The 19,624-nt window shown below is 71.1% G+C and carries 16 protein-coding genes and 1 pseudogene; 12 read left to right on the top strand and 5 right to left on the bottom strand.

All coding sequences use genetic code 11. From position 1 onward, the window contains the following. Window positions 1-52 precede the first annotated feature (52 nt). The 4 genes from RV986_RS46890 to RV986_RS46905 are packed head-to-tail and all read left to right on the top strand — an operon-like array spanning window position 53 to window position 6,638. Window positions 53-2,437: a phosphoketolase family protein gene (locus tag RV986_RS46890; protein ID WP_475924678.1), complete on the top strand. Its 2,385-nt coding sequence runs from the start codon at window positions 53-55 to the stop codon at window positions 2,435-2,437. 54 nt (window positions 2,438-2,491) lie between these two features. Continuing rightward, window positions 2,492-3,508, top strand: coding sequence for a type I glyceraldehyde-3-phosphate dehydrogenase (gene gap / locus RV986_RS46895; protein WP_475923206.1), 1,017 nt, complete (start codon window positions 2,492-2,494; stop codon window positions 3,506-3,508). Continuing rightward, a complete protein-coding gene (locus RV986_RS46900; protein WP_475923207.1) occupies window positions 3,505-4,248 on the top strand; it encodes an HAD family hydrolase in 744 nt (247 codons plus the stop codon). Before gap ends, RV986_RS46900 begins: the two co-directional genes overlap by 4 nt. A 2-nt stretch (window positions 4,249-4,250) precedes the next feature. Further along, on the top strand, window positions 4,251-6,638 hold the full coding sequence (locus RV986_RS46905; RefSeq protein WP_475924679.1) for a glycoside hydrolase family 65 protein: 2,388 nt from the start codon (window positions 4,251-4,253) through the stop codon (window positions 6,636-6,638). Here the strand turns inward: RV986_RS46905 and RV986_RS46910 are convergent. Then, window positions 6,619-6,918, bottom strand: coding sequence for an adenine nucleotide alpha hydrolase family protein (locus RV986_RS46910; RefSeq protein WP_475923208.1), 300 nt, complete (start codon window positions 6,916-6,918; stop codon window positions 6,619-6,621). The genes RV986_RS46905 and RV986_RS46910 overlap by 20 nt on opposite strands. A gap of 428 nt (window positions 6,919-7,346) precedes the next feature. Here RV986_RS46910 and RV986_RS46915 point away from each other — a divergent pair, with 428 nt between their 5' ends. From RV986_RS46915 to RV986_RS46930, 4 genes are all read left to right on the top strand, one after another. Next, entirely contained in the window at window positions 7,347-10,040 is a 2,694-nt protein-coding gene (locus tag RV986_RS46915) for a bifunctional acetate--CoA ligase family protein/GNAT family N-acetyltransferase (RefSeq protein ID WP_475923209.1), read from the top strand. Window positions 10,041-10,053: 13 nt separating this feature from the next. Then, window positions 10,054-10,785, top strand: coding sequence for a CBS domain-containing protein (locus RV986_RS46920; protein ID WP_475923210.1), 732 nt, complete (start codon window positions 10,054-10,056; stop codon window positions 10,783-10,785). Between the two features lie 28 nt (window positions 10,786-10,813). Next, complete coding sequence (locus RV986_RS46925; RefSeq protein ID WP_475923211.1) at window positions 10,814-11,323, top strand: flavodoxin domain-containing protein; 510 nt, start codon at window positions 10,814-10,816, stop codon at window positions 11,321-11,323. Between the two features lie 232 nt (window positions 11,324-11,555). After that, entirely contained in the window at window positions 11,556-13,304 is a 1,749-nt protein-coding gene (locus RV986_RS46930) for a sensor histidine kinase (protein ID WP_475923212.1), read from the top strand. A 94-nt stretch (window positions 13,305-13,398) separates the two neighbouring features. Here RV986_RS46930 and RV986_RS46935 read toward each other — a convergent pair whose 3' ends face one another. The 4 genes from RV986_RS46935 to RV986_RS46950 all read right to left on the bottom strand — a co-directional run bounded on the left by RV986_RS46935 (window position 13,399) and on the right by RV986_RS46950 (window position 16,441). Beyond that, window positions 13,399-14,100, bottom strand: a complete 702-nt coding sequence (locus tag RV986_RS46935) for a response regulator (protein WP_475923213.1) — start codon at window positions 14,098-14,100, stop codon at window positions 13,399-13,401. Window positions 14,101-14,240: 140 nt separating this feature from the next. Then, window positions 14,241-14,927, bottom strand: a complete 687-nt coding sequence (locus tag RV986_RS46940) for a CBS domain-containing protein (protein ID WP_475923214.1) — start codon at window positions 14,925-14,927, stop codon at window positions 14,241-14,243. A 28-nt stretch (window positions 14,928-14,955) separates the two neighbouring features. Beyond that, window positions 14,956-15,420: a Crp/Fnr family transcriptional regulator gene (locus RV986_RS46945; RefSeq protein WP_475923215.1), complete on the bottom strand. Its 465-nt coding sequence runs from the start codon at window positions 15,418-15,420 to the stop codon at window positions 14,956-14,958. A 427-nt stretch (window positions 15,421-15,847) separates the two neighbouring features. Further along, window positions 15,848-16,441 carry an Rv1733c family protein gene (locus RV986_RS46950; protein WP_475923216.1) on the bottom strand — a complete coding sequence of 198 codons (594 nt, stop codon included), beginning with the start codon at window positions 16,439-16,441 and terminating at the stop codon, window positions 15,848-15,850. Between the two features lie 336 nt (window positions 16,442-16,777). Here RV986_RS46950 and RV986_RS46955 point away from each other — a divergent pair, with 336 nt between their 5' ends. The 4 genes and pseudogenes from RV986_RS46955 to RV986_RS46970 form a co-directional block, all read left to right on the top strand. Next, the gene (locus tag RV986_RS46955; RefSeq protein WP_475923217.1) at window positions 16,778-17,848 is read left to right on the top strand and encodes a zinc-dependent alcohol dehydrogenase family protein; all 1,071 of its coding nucleotides are present in this window, start codon (window positions 16,778-16,780) and stop codon (window positions 17,846-17,848) included. A 19-nt stretch (window positions 17,849-17,867) separates the two neighbouring features. Continuing rightward, on the top strand, window positions 17,868-18,554 hold the full coding sequence (locus tag RV986_RS46960) for a helix-turn-helix domain-containing protein (protein ID WP_475923218.1): 687 nt from the start codon (window positions 17,868-17,870) through the stop codon (window positions 18,552-18,554). A gap of 133 nt (window positions 18,555-18,687) precedes the next feature. Continuing rightward, window positions 18,688-19,131: a pyridoxamine 5'-phosphate oxidase family protein gene (locus RV986_RS46965; RefSeq protein WP_475923219.1), complete on the top strand. Its 444-nt coding sequence runs from the start codon at window positions 18,688-18,690 to the stop codon at window positions 19,129-19,131. A gap of 239 nt (window positions 19,132-19,370) precedes the next feature. Then, a pseudogene (locus RV986_RS46970) lies at window positions 19,371-19,466 on the top strand (pyruvate formate-lyase-activating protein); the annotation flags it as partial. Window positions 19,467-19,624: the final 158 nt, after the last annotated feature.

The following is a 19,624-nucleotide window of genomic DNA, read 5'->3' on the forward strand; positions in this document are numbered from 1 at the left end:
CACCTCGTGACGCACCTCGATGACTTACGGAGTCACCATGCCCAAGGTCGAACTGCCCAAGGTCGAACACCAGGACGGCACCTTTCTGACCGATGAGGAACTGCGCACTCTGGACGCCCACTGGCGGGCCGCCAACTACCTCGCCGTGGGACAGATCTACCTGCTGGCCAACCCGCTGCTGACCGAGCCCCTGACCCCCGCGCACATCAAGCCGCGGCTGCTCGGCCACTGGGGCACCTCACCCGGCCTCAACCTCGTACACACGCACCTCAACCGGGTGATCAAGGCGCGTGGCATCGACGCGCTGTGCGTGTGGGGCCCCGGTCACGGCGGGCCCGCGGTCCTCGCCAACTCCTGGCTGGAGGGGACCTACAGCGAGACGTACCCGAGTGTCTCGCGGGACGCGGCCGGCATGGGGAAGCTGTTCCGGCAGTTCTCGTTCCCCGGCGGAGTGCCCAGCCACGTCGCGCCCGAGACGCCGGGCTCGATCCACGAGGGCGGTGAGCTGGGTTATTCCCTGGCGCACGCCTACGGGGCCGCCTTCGACAACCCGGACCTGCTGGTCGCCTGCGTGATCGGCGACGGCGAGGCGGAGACCGGGCCGCTGGCGGCTTCCTGGCACTCCAACAAGTTCCTCGACCCGGTCCACGACGGCGCTGTCCTGCCGATCCTGCACCTCAACGGTTACAAGATCGCCAACCCGACGGTGCTCTCCCGCATCCCGGAGGCCGAACTCGACGAGCTGCTGCGCGGCTACGGCCACGATCCGATCCACGTGACCAGCGACGACCCGCACGAGATTCACCGCGCGATGGCCGACGCCTTCGACGGGGCCCTGGACCGCATCACGCTGATGCAGCGCACCGCCCGCGAGGACGGCGTGGCCGAGCGGGTGCACTGGCCCATGATCGTGCTGCGCACTCCGAAGGGCTGGACGGGACCCGCGGAGGTCGACGGAGAGCCGGTCGAGGGAACGTGGCGGGCCCACCAGGTGCCGCTGGCCGCGGTCCGCGAAAACCCGGAACACCTGCGGCAGTTGGAGACCTGGCTGCGCTCGTACCGTCCCGAGGAGCTCTTCGACGCCGAGGGACGCCCCGTCGCCGACGTCCTCGCCTGCGTCCCCGAGGGCGCCCGCCGCCTCGGCGCCACCCCGCACGCCAACGGCGGCCTGCTCGTCCGCGATCTGCCGATCCCCTCCCTCGACCGCTACGCCGTGCCCGTCGACAAGCCGGGCGCGACCCTGCACGAGCCCACCCGAATCCTGGGCGACCTCCTGGAGCAGGTCATGAAGGACACGTCGGGGCGGCGTGACTTCCGGCTGGTGGGTCCCGACGAGACCGCCTCCAACCGGCTGGGGGCCGTCTTCGGCGCCAGCGGCAAGGCCTGGCAGGCCCAGACCCTCCAGGTGGACGAGCACCTGGACCGGCACGGCCGGGTCATGGAGATCCTCTCCGAACACCTCTGCCAGGGCTGGCTGGAGGGTTACACACTGACCGGCCGGCACGGGCTGTTCTCCTGCTACGAGGCGTTCGTGCACATCGTCGACTCGATGGTCAACCAGCACATCAAGTGGCTGAAGACCTCGCGGGAGCTGGCATGGCGGGCCCCGATCGCCTCCCTCAACTACCTGCTCACCTCGCACGTGTGGCGCCAGGACCACAACGGCTTCTCGCACCAGGACCCCGGTTTCGTCGACCACGTCCTCAACAAGAGTCCCGAGGTCGTACGGGTCTATCTGCCGCCGGACGCCAACACCCTGCTGTCCGTGGCCGATCACGTGCTGCGCAGCCGCGACTACGTCAACGTCGTCGTCGCGGGCAAGCAGCCCTGCTTCGACTGGCTCTCCATGGACCAGGCCCGCGCCCACTGCGCCCGCGGTGCCGGCATCTGGGAGTGGGCGGGCTCGGCCAACGGCGACCGTGAGCCGGATGTCGTCCTCGCCTGCGCGGGTGACGTCCCCACCCAGGAGATCCTGGCCGCCTCGGATCTGCTCCGCCGCCATCTGCCCGAACTCACCGTCCGGGTAGTCAACGTGGTCGATATGACCCGGCTGCTGCCGCGCGAGGAACACCCGCACGGGATGGGCGACTTCGAGTACGACGGGCTGTTCACCACCGACAGGCCGGTGATCTTCGCGTACCACGGCTATCCCTGGCTGATCCACCGCCTCGCCTACCGCCGCACCGGCCACGCCCACCTCCACGTACGCGGCTACAAGGAGATGGGCACCACGACCACGCCGTTCGACATGGTCGTCCGCAACGACATGGACCGCTACCGCCTCGTCATGGACGTCATCGACCGCGTCCCCGGCCTCGGCGTGCGCGCAGCCGCCGTACGCCAGCGGATGGCCGACGCCCGCACCCGTCACCACGCCTGGATCCGCGCACACGGCACCGACCTGCCCGAGGTCGCCGACTGGACCTGGACCGGCTGACATCCCCTCCCCGCACCGGCTGAAATCTCCCACACGGCAAAGGAGTTCAACGCCATGACCGTACGCGTCGGCATCAATGGCTTCGGCCGCATCGGCCGCACCTATCTGCGCGCGGCACTCGACCGGGCGGAGACGGGCACCCAGGACGTCGAGGTGGTCGCCGTCAACGACATCGCCCCGCCCGCCACCCTGGCCCACCTGCTCGAGTACGACTCGACGTTCGGCCGCATCGGACGCGAGGTCACCCACGACGACAGCTCGATCACCGTCGACGGCCATCGCATCGCCGTCACCGCCGAGCGCGACCCGGCAGCCCTCCAGTGGTCCGACCACGGCGCCGACATCGTGATCGAGTCCACGGGCCGCTTCCGTGATCGCGACTCCGCCGCCCTGCACCTGAAGAACGGCGCCCACACGGTGCTGCTCTCGGCGCCCGGCAAGAACGCGGACGCCACCATCGTGATGGGCGTCAACGACGCCACGTACGACCGGCACAGCGACCGGATCGTCTCGGCGGCCTCCTGCACCACCAACTGCGTCGCTCCGATGGTCAAGGTGCTCCACGAGACCTTCGGCATCGAGCGCGGCGTGATGACGACCATCCACGGCTACACCAACGACCAGTCCCTGCTGGACGGCCCGCACAAGGACCTGCGGCGGGCCCGTTCGGCGGCGCTGAGCATCATCCCGACCAGCACGGGGGCTGCCCGCGCCGTCGGTCTGGTGCTGCCCGAACTGGCGGGTGCGCTGGACGGCATCGCGGTCCGCGTGCCCGTCGAGGACGGCTCGCTCACGGACCTTGTGGTGGTCCTGCGGCGCGAGGCGACGGTGGACGAGGTCAATACGGCCTTCGCCGAGGCCGCTCAGGGCCCGTTGAACGGCATCCTCCGCGTGTCGAAGGCGCCCATCGTTTCCCGGGACGTCATCGGCGACCCCGCGTCCTGCGTCCTCGATCCGGCCCTGACACAGGCGAACGGCACGCTGGTGAAGGTCTTCGGCTGGTACGACAACGAGTGGGGCTACACCAACCGGCTCCTCGACCTCACGGCACTGGTGAGCGGCGACCGATGAGCTCGCAGCGGAGCGGCACGGCCCGCGTACCCCGTGCGCTGTGGGGGACGCGGGCCGTGGTCCTCGACACCGATGGTGTCATCACGGACTCCGCGCGGGTGCACGCCGCCGCGTGGAAGACGGCCTTCGACGCTTTTCTGCGCCCCCGTGGCGAGTGCCCCTTCGACCCGCAACAGGACTATCTGCGGTACGTCGACGGCAAGTCGCGTCTCGACGGAGCCGCGGCCTTCCTCGACGCCCGCGAGCTGCGGCCCTCCGAAGCAGAGGTCCGGGCCGTCGCCGCCCACAAGGAGCGGCTGTTCACCGAGCGGCTGCGCGCCGGGGGCATCGACGCCTACCCGGGCACGGTCCGCCTGCTGCGCACTCTGCGGTCCGCCGGGATCCCGCTGGCCGCCGCCTCCGCCTCCCGGCACGCGGCTGAACTCCTCGAACACGCGGGAGTACGCGGCCTCTTCGACGCCCTGGTGGACGGCGGGGAGGCGGCTCGGCTGAGCCTGCCCGGCAAACCCGACCCCGCTCTCTTCCTGGAGGCGACTCGCCGCCTCGGGGTTCCTGCCGAACACGCCGCCGTCGTCGAGGATGCCCGCGCCGGAGTCGAGGCCGGACGACGCGGCGGCTTCGGCCTCGTCGTCGGTGTCGACCGCGCCCGCACCCCGGCCACCCGGGCCGCGCTCCTGAAGCATGGCGCAAACCTCGTGGTCGACGACCTCGCGGAGCTGCTGGAACAGGAGGCGGAATGAAGATGCCCGACTGGACCTGGGAGTACGAGGGTTACGCCCCGGCGCAGGAGCGGCTGCGGGAAGCGCTGTGCACCCTCGGCAACGGCTACTTCGCCACCCGGGGCGCGGCTCCCGAGTGCGCGGCGGACTCCGTCCACTACCCGGGCACGTACGTGGCGGGCTGCTACAACCGCCTCACCTCGGACGTGGCCGGACACCGGGTCGAGAACGAGGACATGGTCAACCTCCCCAACTGGCTGCCGCTCCGTCTCCGTACCGCCTCCGGGAACTGGCTCACGCCCGACACCCACAAGGTCCTCGACCACCGCCAGAACCTGGACCTGCGCGCGGGCACACTGGAACGCACACTGCGATACGAGTACGTCGAGGACGGTGTGGGCCGGCGCCTCGCCGTACGGCAGCTGCGGCTGGTCCACATGGCCGACCCCCATCTGGCTCTGCTGCGCACGGAGTTGACGGCTCAGGGGTGGTCCGGGGAGATCGAGGTCGAGTCGGCGCTCGACGGGAGGGTCGCCAACACCGAAGTGGAGCGCTACCGCTCACTCGCCTCTCGGCACCTCACGGACGTCCGCACCGGCACCGCCGCGCCGGACACGATCTGGCTGGAGTGCCGGACGAGCGCCTCCGACATCAGGATCGGCCTGGCGGCCCGCACCGTCGCCGACGTATCCGCCCGGACCGTGGACGCACACGAGGACGCGCGGGCCGCTCAGCTGCTGCGGCTCTCCCTGACCGACGGCCGGACGGTGAGCGTGGACAAGACGGTCGCCCTGCACACCTCCCACGACCCGGCCATCAAGGACCCGGCGCACGCCGCCCTCGACCGGGTCGGCCGCGCTCCGGACTTCGCGACCCTGCTGGACTCCCACCGCACGGCCTGGCAACAGCTGTGGCGCAACGCCGAACTGGACGTGCCCAACAGTGCGGGCCCGGTGCTGCGGCTGCACCTGTTCCACCTGCTCCAGACGCTCTCCCCGCACACCGCGGAGCTGGACGTCGGCGTCCCGGCGCGCGGTCTGCACGGCGAGGCCTACCGCGGGCACGTCTTCTGGGACGAGCTGTTCGTCCTGCCGTACCTCAACCTGCACTTCCCCGAGGTCTCCCGCGCCCTGCTCACCTACCGCCACCGCCGCCTCGAGCAGGCCTGCCGGGCCGCCCGCGACGCCGGGCACACCGGTGCGATGTACCCATGGCAGAGCGGCAGCGACGGCCGGGAGGAGACCCAGCAACTGCACCTCAACCCGCGCTCCGGGCGCTGGCTGCCCGACCACTCACGGCTCCAGCACCACGTCGGCTCGGCGATCGCGTACAACGTGTGGCAGTACTGCGAGGCGAGCGGCGACACCGAGTTCCTGCACACCAAGGGCATCGAGATGCTCGTACAGATCTCCCGGTTCTGGGCCGGCCTCGCGGCGTACGACGGGACGCTCGGCCGGTACCGGATCCGCGGCGTCGTCGGCCCCGACGAGTACCACGACGCCTACCCCGGCACCGAGCGTCCCGGGCTCGACGACAACGCGTACACCAACGTCACCGCGGCCTGGGTGCTGGCCCGCACCCTCGACGTCCTGCACGACCTGCCCGAACTGCCGCGCCGGGACCTCTGCGAGCGCACCGGCCTCGACACGGCCGAACTCGACGGCTGGCAGGAGGTCTCCCGGAAGCTGTACGTGCCCTTCCACGCCGGGGTGATCAGCCAGTTCGAGGGCTACGGAGCACTGGAGGAGCTGGACTGGGCCCGCTACCGGGCACGGTACGGCGACATTCGGCGGCTCGACCGGATTCTGGAGGCCGAGGGCGACAGCGTCAACCGCTACCAGGCGTCCAAACAGGCGGACGTCCTCATGCTGGGATACCTCTTCTCGCCCGCCGAGCTCGGCGGGCTCTTCCGCAGGCTCGGGCTCGAGGTGGACGACACCGTCTGGCGGCGTACCGTCGACCACTACCTGCGCCGCACGAGTCACGGCTCGACGCTGAGCAGCCTGGTGCACGGGTGGGTGCTGGCCCGGGCGCGGCGCGCGGAGGCGTGGACGTTCGTGCATGAGGCCCTGGCCGGGGACATCGCCGATCTGCAGGGCGGCACCACGGGGGAGGGCATCCACCTCGGTGCCATGGCCGGTACCCTCGATCTCGTCCAGCGCTGTCTGACCGGTCTGGAGACCCGGGACGGCGCGCTGCGGCTCGATCCGGTGCCGCTGCCGGAGCTGTCCGAGTACGGTTTCGCGATCCGCTACCGCGGCCATCGCGGTGTGCAACTGCGCCTGGCCTCCGGCCAGTTGATGATGGCCGTGCCCGCGTCCGACCAGGACCCGATCGACATCACCCTCGCGGACCGCACCGTGTCCGTGGCGCCCGGCGAATCCTGCACCCTCACCCTGCCGGACCGCTGACCGGGGTCCGGCAGTCGGGAACCACGGCCACCGGGCACCCGGTCTGCTCCAGCACGGCCCGCAGGGTGGGACCGAGCGTCAGGCCCGCACGGCCGACCACCAGGAGCCCCGCCGAGGCCGACGCCTGGACCAGGGCGGCCGAGGGGCTCTGGAGGCGGACGTCCTCGTAGACGTGCACCTGCGGATACTTCTCCCACCACGGCCGCAGCGCGTCCGACAGCAGTTGCACCTCCTGGTCCTCCCACGCGCCCCGATCCTCCTCCGGCAGCGCGTACGGCATCCACCGCTCGGCGGGAAGTCCACGACGGCGCTCACCGGATCACGGGCGTCGACGCCCGGCGTCACCCACTCCGCCCGCCGCCCGCCGCCCGCAGGGACCGGGCCGCCCGGCACCAGCACCACCGGCCGGTCCGAGCGAGCGGCCACCTCATGGACAACGGAAGGCATGGCCGCACCCGGAACGCTGTTCTCGCCGCGCAGCTCCGCGTCACCCGCCGGCCGCGGAGGCATCGACCCCGACAACGATCGGCCCGGTCATGGCAGTTCGTCCCTCCCTATGTACCGGAGTCCAGGGTGTCCACCATCCGCCGTGGACCGGCCCGTGAGACAGGGGCCGACCGGCCCATACGGTGCACCCGATCAGCCCCTGGGGCGGGCCCGTGGATCGCTGGATGCTCGAAGGGTCGAGAGGTTTTGAGGAGGCCCGAGATGACGGACGACGAGCGCGACCGCCCCACTGTGCACGCCCTGCTCGCGGACGGCACCACTGTGTGCATACGCTCCGTGCGCCCCGGTGACCATGAGCAGCTGCGAGGGCTTTACGAGGAGATGTCACCGGAGAACCTCCGGCTGCGGTTCTTCGCCGCGAGCCGCAGCTCCGCCGACCTGGCCGCAGACCGGGCCTCGGCGCCGGCGCGCCCCGGCTACCGGGCGCTGCTCGCCGAGACGCAGGGCCGGGTGATCGGTCTGGCCGAGTACGAGGTCGGCGACGACCCCGAGACGGCCGAGATGTCGATCGCCGTGGCCGACGGGCTGCACCACCGAGGCGTCGGCACGCTCCTCGTCGAACACCTCGTCGCCGCCGCCCGCGCCGACGGCATCACCATGTTCACCGCCGACGCGCTCAGTGAGAACTACGAAGTGCTCCGGCTCTTCACCGACCTTGGCTTGCGCGCCGCACGTCGGTTCGAGGGTCCGGAGGTGCGCTGCACCATCGTGCTGGACGAGGACGACACCTATCTTTCGGCCGTCGAGGCCCGTGGCCGGGCCGCCGATGTGGCCAGTCTGGAGCCGCTGCTGCGGCCGAACGCGATCGCCGTGGTCGGTGCCGGGCGCAGGCCGGGATCGGTGGGGCGGGCTCTCCTGCACCATCTGCACGCGGGCGGCTTCACCCGGCGGCTCTTCGCCGTGAACCCGAGCGTCACGTCGGTCCTGGGCGTACCGTCCTACCCGTCGGTGAGCGCGCTGCCCAAGACCCCCGACCTCGCGGTCCTCGCGGTACCGGCCGCAGCCATCCCGGCCACGGCCGAAGAGTGCGGCAAGGCCGGAGTACGGGCGCTGCTGGTGGTGTCGGCCGGCCTGGACGGCGAGCAGGCGGAGGCGCTCATGACCGCGTGCCGCACGTACGGCATGCGGCTGGTCGGGCCCAACTGCCTCGGCATCACCAACACCGACCCGAGGCTCCGCCTCGACGCGACCTTCGCCGCCGACCATCCGCGTCCTGGCACGGCGGGCGTCGCCGTGCAGTCCGGCGGTGTGGGCATCGCCCTGCTCGACGGGCTGTCCCGGCTCGGTATCGGCGTCTCGTCCTTCGTGTCGCTCGGCGACAAGTACGACGTCAGCGGCAACGACATGCTCCAGTGGTGGGAGAGCGACGGCCGTACCGACCTGGCCCTGCTGCACCTGGAGTCCTTCGGCAACCCGCGGGCGTTCTCCCGCACCGCCCGGCGAGTGACCCGCCGGATGCCCGTCCTGACGGTCGACGCCGGCCGCACCGAAGCGGGCCGCCGTGCCGCCGCCTCGCACACCGCGGCCGCCGCCACCCCGACCATGACCAGGCAGGCCCTGTTCACCCAGGCGGGCATCACCGCCACCCGCTCGGTGGGTGAACTCCTGGAAACCGCCGCCCTGTTGCACTCCCAGCCGCTCCCGTCCGGAACCCGCGTGGCCATCGTCACCAACGCGGGCGGCGCGGGTGTCCTCGCGGCCGACGCCTGCGCCGAGGCCGGACTGTCGCTGCCCGTCCCCACCCCCGAACTGATCGACGACCTGCTCGCCGTGCTGCCCGAGGGCGCCGCCGTGGGCAACCCCGTCGACGCCACGGCGGCCGTCACGGAGGAGCAGCTCGGGGACTGCGTGGACCGGATCATGCGGCACCCGGGTATCGACGCCGTCCTGCTGTCCCTCGTCCCCACGGCCGTCGCGGCCGCGACCGGCGACGACCTCGTGCGGGCCCTGACCAGCGGCCCTGGAAGGCGGGAACGTCCGGTCGTCGTCGTACGGCTGGAGCAGGACCTGGCGGTCAAGCTGCTGCCCGCGCGGGAGGGCGGCACCATCCCGTCGTACGCCGAACCTGGCGCGGCGGCACGGGCCTTGGCGCACGCCGCCCGTCGTGCGGCCTGGCTGAACCGGCCCGCCGGCACGATCCCGGAACTCACAGAGATCGACACGGCCCGGGCGCACGTGGTCGCCGAGACCTACCTCGTCGCCCATCCGGACGGCGGCTGGCTCGACCCGCGCACCTGCGCCGAACTCCTCGACTGCTACGGCATTCCGCAACTGCCCTGGGCCTGGGCCGAGACCGAGGACGACGCCGTCATCGCCGCCGAACGGCTGCGCGGTGCCGACGGCCGCGTGGTCATGAAGGCCCACTGGCCCGGCCTGGTCCACAAGACCGAACAGCACGCGGTCCATCTCGACCTCCAGGGTGACGCCCAAGTACGGGCCGCCTTCCGGGACTTCGAGACCCGTTTCGCCGGACTCATGACCGGAGTGGTCGTCCAGCCGCTGGCCGCGCGCGGCACCGAACTGTTCGCGGGCGTGGCGCAGGACGAGGTCTTCGGCCCGTTGGTGCTGTTCGGGCTCGGCGGTACGGCGACCGAGGTGCTGGCCGACCACGCCGCCCGCCTGGCCCCGCTGACCGACCACGACGTGCACGACCTGATCACCGCGCCGCGCTGCGCGCCACTGCTGCTGGGCGCGCACGGCAGCCGGCCGGCCGATCTCCAAGGCCTCGAACAGCTCCTGCTGCGGCTCTCCCGTATGGCGGGCGACCTGCCGCAGCTCACCGAGGCCGACTTCAACCCCGTCCTCGCGACACCGGCCGCGGTCACCGTGCTCGACGCACGCGTCCGCCTGCTTCCGCGCCGCGCTCAGGACCCCTATCTGCGCCGACTGCGTTGAGGAGGAAACAGACATGAGGCAGAAGAAGGTCGGATCGGCAATGGCGACCGAGGTCGTCACGGCCCGGTACGGCACCCCGTTCAAGGAAGTGGCACGGCTGCTTGCCGAACACCGCATCAGCGGGCTGCCGGTGGTCGACGAGGACGACAAGGTTCTCGGCGTGATCTCCGAGACCGACCTCATGGTCCGGCAGGCGGACATCCCCGACCCCTACGAGACGCCGCGCCGCTTCCGGTTCGCCGGGCCGACCCGCGGCGCCCGTCGGCAGGCCGCGAAGACACACGCCCGCACCGCCGGAGAACTGATGTCCGTGCCGGCGGTCACCGTGCACGCCGACGACACCATCGCCGAGGCCGCCCGGACCATGGCGCACAGCCGCGTGGAGCGGCTGCCGGTGGTGGACGAGGAGGACCGGCTGGTCGGCGTCGTCACCCGCCGCGACCTGATCCAGGTCTTCCTGCAGCCGGACGATGTGATCCGCCGCGAGGTGATCGACGAGGTGCTGGTCCGCACGCTGTGGCTGACCCCCTCGACCGTCGAGGTCGGCGTGCACGAGGGCGTCGTCACCCTCGGCGGCCATGTGGAGCGCCGGAGCGAGGCTGAGATCGCCGTCTCCATGACCGACCGGATCGACGGCGTGGTCGCGGTGGTCGACAAGCTCACCCACCGGATGGACGACTCGCACCAGCGGCCGGACGAGCCGGCCCTGCACGGTGTCACCGAGGAATGGCTGCGAAAGCTCTGAGGCAAACGGGGAGTGGAGGCGCACAGACATGCTGAACAAGGTCCTCGTCGCCTATGGGACGACCAACGGATCGACCGCTCGGATCGCCGAGACCATCGCGGAAGCCCTGTGCAAGGAGGGCGTGCCGACCGAGGCGGTGCCCGCTCACTCGGTGACGAACGTCGAGTCGTACGACGCCGTGGTCGTGGGCGGCGGAGTGTACGCGGGGCGCTGGCACAAGGACGCCCGCCGCTTCGTCCGTCGGCACGGCCGCGCGCTCGCCGGGCGTCCGCTGTGGTTCTTCAGCAGCGGTCCGCTCGACGCCTCGGCCACGGAGAAGGACATCCCGCCCGTCCCCGGCGTGCGGCGGGCCATGACCCGGCTCGATGCCCGTGAACACGTCACGTTCGGCGGCTGCCTGGAGGAGAGGGCCAAGGGATTCGTCGCCCGGAAGATCGTTTCCTCCGGGAAGGGCGGGGACTTCCGTGACTTCGAGCAGATCGAGACGTGGGCCGCGCGTATCGGCATCGAACTGCTGTCCGGAGAGCCGGCGCGCTGAACCCCGCGCCGCTTCGGGATCGGGCGCAACCGGGATCATTCCGGTTGCGCCCGATCCCGACCTGAAGCCTGATGCGACCGGACGGGACTCCGAAGACGCCCTGATTGCATGAACTGGGTTCAGGATCCCTGTCGTCGGAGCAGTGCGTGGTGATGCCGAGGCTCCCAAGCAGTACGGTGAGGGCAGGCGAACTGGTGCGCGGTCCTGTCCGCTGAACCGGCCGGAGGAAGCGATGGGCGCGGACGCACGCGCGGGATCCGAGCAGCATGTGCCCAAACTTCGGCTCGACGAGCTGCTGGGTGAGCTGCAGGTGCGTATCGACGCCGTTCGCGGCACCCGGGACCGTCTGCACAGCCTGCTGGAGGCCGTCCTGTCGGTCGGACGGGAGCTGGACCTGCCGCAGGTGCTGCGCAGCATCGTCGAGGCCGCCGTGGTCCTGGTGGATGCCGAGTACGGGGCCCTGGGCGTGATCGGCGGCGACCAGAAGCTGTCCGCGTTCATCACCGTCGGCATCGACGAGGCGCGGCGGTCCGAGATCGGGGCACTGCCCAGCGGGCACGGGCTCCTGGGCGAGCTGATCCGGCACCCGGTACCCCTGCGGCTGCCGGAGCTCTCCGAGCACCCGGAGTCGTACGGCTTCCCGGCCCATCACCCGCCGATGCACTCCTTCCTCGGCGTACCGATCCGGGTGCGCGACGAGGTGTTCGGGAACCTGTATCTGACCGAGAAGCGCAGCGAGAGGGAGTTCGACGCGGAGGACGAGTCGGTCCTGTCGACGCTGGCGGTGGCCGCCGGGGTCGCCATCGAGAACGCACGGCTGTACGAGGAGACCAGGCTTCGCGAACGCTGGCAGCGAGCCAGCGGGAAGGTCACGAGCGTCCTCCTGACGGGTGCGCCGAGCGCGGAGGTACTGGAGCTGATCGTCGACGAGGCCCGGAAGATCGTCTCCGCGGACATGGGAATGATCGCGGAGGGCGTACCGGGCGAAGATGTGCTGCGGCCCGCGCTGGCCGTCGGGCTCGGCGCGGAGCAGGGCGGCGGCCTGGTGATGTCGGCCCGGGACGGCTTCGTCGGAGCCGCGCTGAGCTCCGCGGAGCCGGTGGTCAGTGCCGATATCGCACACGATGCCCGCGTGGGCGAGGGCGAAGCGCAGTGGGCCGGGCTCGGACCCGTGGTCGCGGTACCGCTCGGCACCAGCGGGAAGGCGCGGGGCGTGCTGCTGCTCGGACGGGTCCAGGGCGGTACACCCTTCGGCGAGGCGGACACCGGACCGCTGCTCGGGTTCGCCGACCAGGCCGCGCTGGCGCTGGAACTGGCCGAGCGGCGGCGGGACGCGGAACAGATCGCGCTGCTCCAGGACCGCGACCGCATCGCCCGGGACCTGCACGACCTCGCCATTCAGCGGCTCTTCGCGGCAGGCATGACACTGCAGAGCGCCCAGCGCTTCATGGAACACGCCGAGGGCATGGAGCGACTGACGCGGACCGTCGACGACCTCGACGACACCATCAAGATCATCCGCTCCACGATCTTCGGCCTGCGGACGCACGGCGGGGGCGGCAGGGAGGGCAACGGTCTCCGTGCCCGGGTCTCCGAGGCGGTCACGGCCTCGAGCACGTCGTTCGGGTTCCCGCCCGCGCTGCGGATCGAGGGGCTCGTCGAGACGGATGTCCCCGCCGGGATCGCCGACCACGCCGTCGCGGTGCTCGGCGAGGCGCTGAGCAACGCGGCCCGGCACTCCGGAGCGCACGCCGTGGACGTCCGACTCCAGTGCACCGCGGGCGAGTTGGCCCTCACGGTGACGGACGACGGCTGCGGGATGTCCGGTGACGTCCAGCGCAGCGGGCTGAAGAACATGGAGGAGCGGGCCGTCACCCTCGGCGGCACGCTGACTCTCGGCGAACGGCCCGAGGGCGGCGGCACCCGACTGGTGTGGCGGGTACCGGTGGGTGCACCCGGCGCGGGGACGGCGGGCGGCTGAGATTGTTGGCTCCCTGAGTGTCCGAGGGGATCGTCGGCTGCGGGTGGGTGGGGGCTGGTCGCGCAGTTCCCCGCGCCCCTGAAGGGGCACGGGGTCAATGTGCGGGGCGGTCCGCGGTATCGGGGGTCTCCAGCTGGCTGGCCAGCACCGCCGCCTGGACCCTGCGCTGGACGCCGAGCTTGGCCAGCAGCCGGGAGATGTGGTTCTTCACCGTCTTCTCGGACAGGTACAGCCTCTTGCCGATCTCCCGGTTGGTGAGCCCGTCCCCGATCAGCGCGAGGATGTCGCGCTCACGGGGCGAGAGACTGGCGAGCTCGGGAGCGAGGGCCGGACCCTCGACGGGGTCCGCGCGCAGGGACCGCATCAGCCGGGCGGTCGTCGTGGGGTCCAGCATCGACTGACCGGAAGCCACCGTGCGGACCGCCGCGACCAGGTCGGAGCCCTTGATCTGCTTGAGTACATAGCCCGAGGCTCCGGCCATGATCGCGTCGAGCAGGGCATCCTCGTCGTCGAACGACGTCAGCATCAGGCAGGCCAGCTCCGGCATCTGGCTGCGCAGCTCCCGGCAGACGCTGATCCCGTCGCCGTCCGGCAGACGTACGTCCAGGACCGCCACATGCGGGCGCAGTGCCGGGCCGCGCACCAGCGCGTGCTCGACACTGCCCGCGTCGCCGACCACCGAGATGTCCGGCTCGGCCGCCAGGAGATCCGTCAGACCGCGGCGCACCACCTCGTGGTCGTCCAGCAGGAAGACCCGGATGGGGTTCTGTTCCGTGAACGTGCGCGCCTCGGCCATGACGACCCCTTGTTCAGTGGTGGACTGCGGACCACGAGCTGGCTGTGACGACGATCATCACTCTCCGGGGCCGAACACACTAGGGCCGACCGGCCCAAATTGACCGCGCTCGTCGAATCGGCCCCCGGTCAACGCTCCGGTCAGCGGGCCGGCCCCGTGAGCTCGAACTCCACGTCCACCACACCTTCGACGGCCCGCACCAGGCGCGCGGCCACGGGCACCAACGAGGTGTCCCGGACACGCCCGGCGAGGGTGACGACCCCGTCGTGCACCTGCACCCGCACCGGTGACAACGGCGCATGGGACAGATACGACACCACCTCGCGCCGTACCTCCTCGGCGATGTCCTCGTCGTCCCGCAGGAACACCTTGAGGAGATCGCCGCGGCTGACGACGCCTTCCAGCAGGCCCATCTCGTCGACGACGGGCAGCCGCTTGACCTTGGCGCGGGCCAGGGTCCGGGCGGCCTGTGCGAGGGTCGCGTTCGCCCGGACGGTGACGGCCGGGGCCGTCATCAGTTCTTCGGCGGTCACAGCGCCGGCCTTGGCGAGATCGGAGAGCCGCCGCAGCTGCGTGATGGGGGTCCCCCCGGTCGAGCGGAGTCGGGACTGGGGGAGGTCCGGATCGCTGTCGCGGAACTCTTCCTTGGGGAGTAGATCGGCCTCGGAGACCACGCCGATCACCCGGCCCTCGCCCTCCAGGACGGGCAGGGCGCTGACCTTCCACTGCTCCATCAACTGCACGATCTCCTTGAAGTCGGCGCTGCGGCCGACGGCGGCGACGGTGTGGGTCATCACGTCGCTGACGATGTGCGGGGTGCCGTGCACGGTGAGTCCTTGGTGGATTGCGACGCGGTCAACGAAGACTTCCGCTGCCGTAGGGCGCGTACAGGTCCAGCAGCCGGGTCCTGGCCGACCGCAGACGGCGGGCGACGGTGTCTCCCACCCACTGGCCCACGGCCATTCCCAGCGCGGGATCGGCCTGGCACATGGCCCGTACCACCTCGGCGTCGAACTCGTACGCACGTACCGGGCTCGTGGCCGCGGCGCCCAGGTGCCAGGTGTGCGGTGCGAACAACCAGGACCAGCCGATGAGTTCGTTGTGCCCGAGGGTCTCGATGACGGCCGCGCGGCGGCCGGGCACGCGCATGTCGAGGGCCACCGTGCCGGTACGGATGATCCAGAACCGGTTCGCGTGCCGGCCCTCCTCGAACAGGCGGGTTCCCTGGGGGAAGGACACCTCCCGGGCGATGTTCATCAGCCGTTCGGCGTGCTCGGCGGGCAATGCCCGCAGCATGCTGGATGTGGGGGAAGCGTTCATGATCCTGTCCTCCTCCTCGGGCTCCTCTTCCAGGAGCGCGAACCTGCCACCTCCAATCTCTTCTCCGGGCCCCGCATTCACCATGGGCCGAAGGGCCCCTCGGAAGGGCCTGCCCGGCCCCTGCACCCATGCTCACCCCGGTACCAGGCTCGACGGGAGAAGAGGAATCCACGGCAGGCACGCCGGGCCGTCATGGTGACCAGCTCCTGCACCCCGGCGTGGCAGACGCCGAGTTGGGCTCAACGCCGGCCTGGCCGCTTCCCGGGCACCCCGCGAGGGCCGTGTGGGCCCGTACGAGGAGACCTGTCGGCCCACGCGTCCGCCGGGTTCGGGGGGGGGGGCGCTCACACGACGACGGGGCGACCAGGTCGTGGTCGCCCTGCACAGGTGTCTCCACTCGGGGCGGCCCCTCGTACCGGGTTGCGCCTCACGTGGCCTTGCGCCGCCACTGCGGTCCGACCTGGTCCCACTCACGCTCCCACTGGTCGGAGCGCCGTTGGTCGAGCCGCCACCGCGCGACGCGCCCGGCGGCGAACGCCAGGCCACCGAAGGCAAGTGCGGCTCCGGCTCCGAACGCGCCCGCCTCGACGCCGGCCGCCGAGGCGGACGTCGGCTCCGTGGTGAGCCGCTCCTTGCTGTTCAGCCAGACGACGACCTTCGATCCCGTCTGGTGCCCGGTGTCCACGAGGGCCCGGCCGGTGTGCGTGGAGCCGTCCGCCGCCGTCCAGCGGACCGTCGCTCGGACCCGGTCGTAGGGCGTACCCGCCCCGATCGCCCCGATTGCCACGGTCCGGGCCGTGCTCTCGACGAGGACGGCCTGGACCGGGTGCCGCTCGCGGCGAAGCTGCGCGAAGGACTCGTCGGCGGCATGGGCCGTCAGCACACCGGTCAGGGTGCCGCCGATCGCGATGACCGTCCAGACGGCCAGCACGATCCAGGCCTCCACGACATCGTCGTGTCGTCGCAGGGAATTGCTCCGCCACCGCCACAGCAGTTGCCTCACACGCTTGGTCCCGCGCATCTGACTGCACCTCCTCGTCGTCTCGTCGTGGACAGGACGGTGGCAGCGGGGACCGCACGGCGGCAGGGGCCGACCAGGCGGTACCGCGGGGCCGTCGGTCGGCCCGAACGGTCCCGCCCGGCCCTCCGATGGGGACCGACCGGCCCAAGCGGACAGCGAGCGTCATGCTCAGGCTGGACATACGAGGTCAATCCACGCGCCAGGAGGTCGTCGACGGGCGTCCCACCACCGTCTGAGCCGGTGATTCCGTCGACAAGGGGCTGCCGTACGCAAGAGGGCGCCCACACGCCGTCGTCCCCCGCCACCGGCGTTCGCCAGGCCCAGAAAGAGGTCGTCATGAAAGCACTCGTGTTCCACGGTTCCGGGAAGTCCGCGTGGGAGGCTGTCGCGGACCCCGGAATCCAGGATGCCACCGACGCGATCGTCCGCGTCGACGCCGTCACGATCTGCGGGACCGACCTGCACATCCTCAAGGGCGACGTACCGGAGGTCCGCCCCGGCACGGTGCTCGGACACGAAGCTGTCGGGGAGATCGTCGACGTGGGCAGCGACGTCCGTATGGTCCGCCCCGGCGACCGGGTCCTGGTCTCGTGCATCACGGCATGCGGCCGCTGCCGCTTCTGCCGGGAAGGCACGTACGGGCAGTGCCGCGCCGGCGGGGGCTGGATCCTCGGCCACCTGGTCAACGGCACGCAGGCCGAATACGTCCGCGTGCCGTACGCGGACCTGTCCACCCATCTGTTGCCCGGTGCGGTGGACAGCAAGGACGCCGTGCTGCTGGCCGACATCTTCCCCACCGCCTACGAGGTGGGCGTGCTGAACGGGCGGGTACGGCCCGCGGACACCGTGGTCGTGGTCGGTGCGGGGCCCATCGGACTCGCCGCGATCGCCACGGCTCGGTTCTACACCCCTGAGAAGATCATCGCCGTGGATCTGGCCCTGGCCCGGCTGGACGCCGCCAAGCGCCTCGGCGCCGACGCCGTGGCTGTGGCGGGGGAGGAGGCGGAGCAACTGGTCGCCGACCTCACCGAGGGCCTGGGGGCCGACGTGGTCATCGAGGCGGTGGGGGTGCCGGCGAGCTTCGAGGCGTGTACGCGCATGGTGCGGCCCGGCGGACACGTGGCCAACGTCGGCGTGCACGGCAAGCCCGCGATCCTCCACCTCGAAGACCTGTGGATCAAGAACCTGACGATCACCACCGGCCTGGTCGACACGTACTCCACGCCCACCCTGCTGCGCATGATGGCCGCCGGGCAGCTGCCCACGTCGTCCCTGGTCACCCACACCTTCCCGCTGGACGCGATGGAGGAGGCGTACGACGTCTTCTCGCGGGCCGCCGACACCGGCGCGCTCAAGGTCGTCCTCGGCGGACCCCAGCACGACGCCCTGACGGTCAGGACGTCCTGACACAAGGAAGTGAACGGCCATGTCGGAACAGACACCGTCGAACGTGGTGTCCGCCACCGCGGACAGCGCACGGGGCGACATCGGGCGTCGCATCGCTCAGCGACGTGAGGAGCTCGGACTGACCCGGGAGGAGGCGGCCTCCCGGGCGGGCACGGCTCCCGGCTACGTCCAGTACCTGGAGGAACAGCCCACCGCGATGCCCGGAACCGCCGTCCTCATCCGGCTCGCGGACGCGTTGCAGACGAGCGTGGCGGACCTGCGCGGCAGCGACGCCGATCTGCCACCCGGCATCGGCCGGGCCGCCCGCCACCCCGAGCTGTTCGAACTCAGCGCCGAGGAGTGCCGGACCCGGCTCTCCAGGCACGGCGTCGGAAGGCTCGCGATGGACACGCCGGACGGGCCGATCATCGTCCCCCTGAACTACACCGTCATCGACGGTGAGGTCATGTTCAGGACGGCACCTGACGCCGTGCCCGCGACAGCCGTAGGAGCGTACGTCGCCTTCGAGGTCGACCACATCGACGAGGCGCTCAGCCAGGGCTGGAGTGTGCTCATACGCGGCTTCGCCCGGGCCGTGACGGACCCCGATGCCGTGCGTCGGCTGACGGAGCTCGCGTACAGCGGTCCATGGGCGGGCGGCGAGCGTGACGTGTGGGTGCGGCTCGAACCCGTCGACACCACCGGGCGCCGGATCGCGGTGCGCTGACCGCTTGGTCAAGAGCGGGTTCCGAAGGACGGTCGCTCTCCGGCCGCGCTGAACCGACAGGTCCCCGCCCTGTCCCTCGCCGCCCCGCAGGATGAACGTGTACCTCGGTACCCCATGAAGGTTGAACCCGGTGATGAATCCCAACGATGGCTTCCGTGAACTCGACCGCCAGGAGTGCCTGCGTCTGTTGCCGCGGGCCACGATCGGCCGGGTCGTGCACACACGCTGGGCCCTGCCTGCCGTTCTGCCGGTCAACTTCTGTCTGGACACCGATTCCGCGGTACTGATGCGGACTTCGGCCGACTCGGAACTGGCCGCCGCGATCGACGGTGCGGTGATCGCCTTCGAAGCGGACGAGGTGGATGCGGCGGCCCACTCCGGCTGGAGTGTCGTGGTCACCGGCCGCGCCATGGTGGTGACCGATCCCGTCGAGCACGGCCGGCTCACCCGCATCGGCCCGCGCTCCTGGGTGGCCTCGCCCGAGGAGGTCTTCATCCGCATCGAGCCCGAGTTGGTGACGGGCCGTCAACTCGTGGGAGGCCGCACGATCTACCGGGTGGACCTGTCCTCCTCCTGACCAGACCCCGCGGCCGCCGAGCAGGATCGTTCACGGATCGAGTCATCCGCAGCCCGTCCCCAGCGATCCGCACAAGGAGCACAGCCATGCCCAGCACCCAAAGAAGCGACGAAAGGCCGGCCCCCAAGGCGGCCCTCGGCCTTCCCTCGGCGACCGCGCTCGTGATCGGCAGAACGAGGTGTTCGTCAACACCGGCCACCGCACCGCGATGTCGGTGCTCATCGCAATGGTCGGGCTGTGAGAAGTACCGGGCGTTCGTCACCACGGCCGGCGGAGGGGCGACGCGCACGGGAGACGAGCCGATGCTCCAGCCCGCCTTCACCGCCGAATTCCTAGCTCTTGGGACCATCGGCAATCGCACGGACACTGATGCGTGTTGCCCTCTGGGCGGAGCCGACGCCGGTTGCCGACATCGGGTGTCGGCGCTGTCGCCTTTCGACACCCGATGTCGACCGACGGCACCTACCCAGGCCATGGCTGACACTGTTGCTGA

The organism is Streptomyces sp. RLA012 (assembly GCF_056270325.1).

What these genes read in the sequence shown, in the direction of transcription:
- RV986_RS46950 (WP_475923216.1), bottom strand. Translation starts at nt 16,441, where the DNA reads ATGCGCGGGACCAAGCGTGTGAGGCAACTGCTGTGGCGGTGGCGGAGC.
- gap (WP_475923206.1), top strand. Translation starts at nt 2,492, where the DNA reads ATGACCGTACGCGTCGGCATCAATGGCTTCGGCCGCATCGGCCGCACC.
- RV986_RS46955 (WP_475923217.1), top strand. Translation starts at nt 16,778, where the DNA reads ATGAAAGCACTCGTGTTCCACGGTTCCGGGAAGTCCGCGTGGGAGGCT.
- RV986_RS46915 (WP_475923209.1), top strand. Translation starts at nt 7,347, where the DNA reads ATGACGGACGACGAGCGCGACCGCCCCACTGTGCACGCCCTGCTCGCG.
- RV986_RS46960 (WP_475923218.1), top strand. Translation starts at nt 17,868, where the DNA reads ATGTCGGAACAGACACCGTCGAACGTGGTGTCCGCCACCGCGGACAGC.
- RV986_RS46925 (WP_475923211.1), top strand. Translation starts at nt 10,814, where the DNA reads ATGCTGAACAAGGTCCTCGTCGCCTATGGGACGACCAACGGATCGACC.
- RV986_RS46935 (WP_475923213.1), bottom strand. Translation starts at nt 14,100, where the DNA reads ATGGCCGAGGCGCGCACGTTCACGGAACAGAACCCCATCCGGGTCTTC.
- RV986_RS46945 (WP_475923215.1), bottom strand. Translation starts at nt 15,420, where the DNA reads ATGAACGCTTCCCCCACATCCAGCATGCTGCGGGCATTGCCCGCCGAG.
- RV986_RS46905 (WP_475924679.1), top strand. Translation starts at nt 4,251, where the DNA reads ATGCCCGACTGGACCTGGGAGTACGAGGGTTACGCCCCGGCGCAGGAG.
- RV986_RS46965 (WP_475923219.1), top strand. Translation starts at nt 18,688, where the DNA reads ATGAATCCCAACGATGGCTTCCGTGAACTCGACCGCCAGGAGTGCCTG.
- RV986_RS46920 (WP_475923210.1), top strand. Translation starts at nt 10,054, where the DNA reads ATGAGGCAGAAGAAGGTCGGATCGGCAATGGCGACCGAGGTCGTCACG.
- RV986_RS46900 (WP_475923207.1), top strand. Translation starts at nt 3,505, where the DNA reads ATGAGCTCGCAGCGGAGCGGCACGGCCCGCGTACCCCGTGCGCTGTGG.
- RV986_RS46930 (WP_475923212.1), top strand. Translation starts at nt 11,556, where the DNA reads ATGGGCGCGGACGCACGCGCGGGATCCGAGCAGCATGTGCCCAAACTT.
- RV986_RS46910 (WP_475923208.1), bottom strand. Translation starts at nt 6,918, where the DNA reads ATGCCGTACGCGCTGCCGGAGGAGGATCGGGGCGCGTGGGAGGACCAG.